Annotated in this window: 1 protein-coding gene and 1 pseudogene; one reads left to right on the top strand and one right to left on the bottom strand. The window is 55.2% G+C overall.

The annotated features are described in order from the left end of the window. Nucleotides 1-35 precede the first annotated feature (35 nt). Nucleotides 36-2,114, top strand: coding sequence for an InlB B-repeat-containing protein (locus D2E25_RS10410; RefSeq protein WP_125982566.1), 2,079 nt, complete (start codon nucleotides 36-38; stop codon nucleotides 2,112-2,114). A 449-nt stretch (nucleotides 2,115-2,563) separates the two neighbouring features. Here the strand turns inward: D2E25_RS10410 and D2E25_RS10530 are convergent. Further along, nucleotides 2,564-3,150, bottom strand: a pseudogene (locus tag D2E25_RS10530) (hypothetical protein); the annotation flags it as partial.

Genomic DNA, 3,150 nt, shown 5'->3' with positions numbered 1-3,150 from the left:
TTGGGAGCCTGTCCCTAAAAGAAAGGTTCCTGAAGATGACAGGAAATACTAAGGTTTGGCGCGCGCCTCTGGCCGGCCTCGCCTCGCTCGCGATGATCGCGACGATGGGCGTTGCCGCTGGCACGGCTTCTGCTGCTGAGCGTTCGGTAACTCTGAACGCTGGCACTGGTGCTACTTATTCGGATGGCACCAGCAGCTACACGCTGAAGGATAACGATTCCACCGCTAAGTTCGAGCAGCTGTATGCTAACCTGCCGACTCGTAGTGGCTACACGTTCACTGGCTGGTATGCGAAGGATTCGAAGACTGCTGTGTCTCCGACCGACGAAAACCTGAATGGTCAGACCCTGACTGCTCACTGGACTGTTGACGGCAAGGTCATGTTCACGCCGGCTGGTGCTGCATTCACTAAGGGCGACGGTATCACCCCTACCGTGGAGTACGTCAACAACAGCGGTAACAAGCAGTCCCTGCCTGCAAACGGTAGCTATGAAGTGCCGGTTGCTTCTGGTGATGTTCTTGCTGATTGGCAGGTTCCGACGGATACGGATCCAGCCGATGGTGACCAGTACGAGTGGTACACCACCGCTCAGGGTGGCGCAAAGGCTGATGTAAAGAACCTGAAGGCCGGCTCCACTGTGTACCTGCAGGTGACTCAGTTGGCTGGTCACAAGGTCAGCTTCAATGCTACCACTGCTTCCAAGGATGACTTCGCTGGTTCTACCGACCCCGTGCGTGTAGCCGACGGCGCAAAGCAGTCCACTGTGGCTTTCCCGGAGGGCTATTACTTCACCACTGGTGGCTCTCAGAAGAAGCTGGCGGCGTGGAATGCTTCCCCGGCTTATGACGAGAGCAAGGGCATCAAGGCGGATACTGAGTATACCGCTGCTACTGGCACGACCGTTGCTCACCTGGTGACGTTCGAGAACTATGACGGCAAGGGCAATGCCAAGACGCTGGTCGTTAAGGATGGCACCACCATCAACAGCGTGAAGCGTTTCTCTGCTCCGAAGAGCAATGATGACGCCAAGTTCGATGGCTTCTACACCGTTGACGCTAGCGGCAACGTGACTAAGGCGAAGGCTGATCTTGATTCCGTCATCAAGGCCGATGTTACCCTGCACGCAAAGTGGACTCCGGTTGCTCAGGATGTGACCGTGTCCTTCGACCCGTACTACGATAACGCTCCTGCTCCGGAGACCCAGAAGGTCAAGTCCGATGGTTGGGTTTCCCAGCCGAAGACCCCGACCCGTGCGGGCTACGTGTTCAAGGGTTGGAAGTACACCAAGTCCGATGGTCGCACCACGGTCGAGGTGAAGAAGGCTGATCTCGATGACTTCTTCCCAGTGAAGGTCACCGAGCTGAAGGTCGCCGACAACAAGGCTTCCTTCCTTGCTACGTGGACTGAGACCGATAAGAGCGCTTACGCTGATGCGAAGGGTGCCGTTGACCTTACTCGTGATCAGAACGAGTACACTCGTCAGTCTTGGATTGAGTACACGGATGCCTACAACGACATCACTGATGGCGATGGCGAACAGTCTGATGGCTCGTTCAATGGCTCTGACTTCGATTACGATCAGGCTACCAAGGATCTGAAGGCTGCACAGAAGAAGCTCGTGCAGAAGGCTGACACCAAGATGTACGTGCTGTACAACAAGAACAACTCCGACCACCTGTACACGACCTCGCTGGACGAGTACAACGGTCTGGGTAAGCTCGGCTGGAACGCTCAGGGCGTGTCCTTCAAGGTCACTCTGAACAAGGCCCCGTACTCCGCCGCCATCTACCGTGTGTACAACCCGAACTCCGGCGAGCACCTGTTCCTGCAGAAGGGCGAGGCCGCTAACGCTGTGGCTCATGGCTGGACTTACGACGAGCCGAGCACGGATCAGACTCCGTCCGATCTTCCGACCGGCTGGAAGGATGGGGATCCGATTCCATTCTTCTACACTCCGCAGAATGCGACCACAACGCTGAACCGTCTGTTCAACCCGAACGCACGTGACGCTGGTTCTCACTACTACACTGCTAACGCTGGCGAAACCAAGATCTTGGTCGGCTTCGGCTGGAAGCTCGAGAGCGCTTCTGCTCTTAAGGTCGCCGCTAAGTGATCTAGAACAGATACGGCCTGAGCCATATCGTTCATAAATGCAAAGTAGGGTCTCACACGGATTTCCGTGTGAGACCCTACTCGTATATATGTCACACCATCAATGCGACGACAATGGCATTGTTAGACTCAGTCTAACTTGTACACAGCCTTACCTGCGAAGTCCCACTGCCAGCCAGCCTTGACCAGACCAGCACCCTCGCCTTGCTCACGTAGACATGGGACGCCTGCTTGGCGGTCGCGTTCGGGTTGAACACGCGGTACACGGCGTTATTAGTGCAGCATGGGTTCACAGTCTCGGATCATTTTGAATCTATGCGTAATTCGTGCTCGGTGCAGAGCTCGTCCTTGAGATGGCCGTTGAATAAATATCAAAAAAGAGGGTTTTCGCAGTTCCTGCGAAAACCCTCTCGGTGGCTTATGAGCTTTGTGTCGTATTAACGACTAGGCTCACTCAGCCTTGAAGTTGACGGAGTCAAGCTTCCAGCCCAGCTTGACCAGGTTGTTAGCCTCAGCCTTGCTGGTGGTGTAGTGGTGGAAACCACTGTTCGGGTTGTACACACGGTACACAGTCTTGGTAGCACCCTGAGGAGCAAGGAACTGGTACTCGTTGTCAGCCAGCTTGCCATCCTGGTTTGCATCGTCGTCAAGGTTCCAACCAATGCTGGCCAGGTACAGTGCTTCACCCTTGCTGGAGGTCAGCAGGTGCTCACCATTGTTCGGGTTGTACACACGGTAAACCTTAGTACCAAAGGCCTGATCCTCGGTGTAGCCATCGTTGGTAGCAGCCTTGAAACCGATGCCTTCAGCATGCCAGCCGAGCGCCACTACGATCTGCTGCTCCTTGAGGTTCTTGGTCAGCAGGTGGTCGCCATTACCGGCGTTGTAAGCACGGTAGATCTTGGCATTGGCCTTCTGCACGAGCTTCTTCTGAGCAGCAGCAAGAGTCTCCTGAGCTTCAGCAGTGTACTTCTGATCCGCAGTGGTAGAAGGCGGCAGCTTGCTGGTCTTCAGACCCTCAACAACCTTCTTGTACT

The sequence above is a fragment of the Bifidobacterium goeldii genome (assembly GCF_003951095.1).
Classification (GTDB): domain Bacteria; phylum Actinomycetota; class Actinomycetes; order Actinomycetales; family Bifidobacteriaceae; genus Bifidobacterium; species Bifidobacterium goeldii.
The sequence above is the reverse complement of the archived record's forward strand: the minus strand, read 5'-3'. Positions and strand labels throughout refer to the sequence as shown.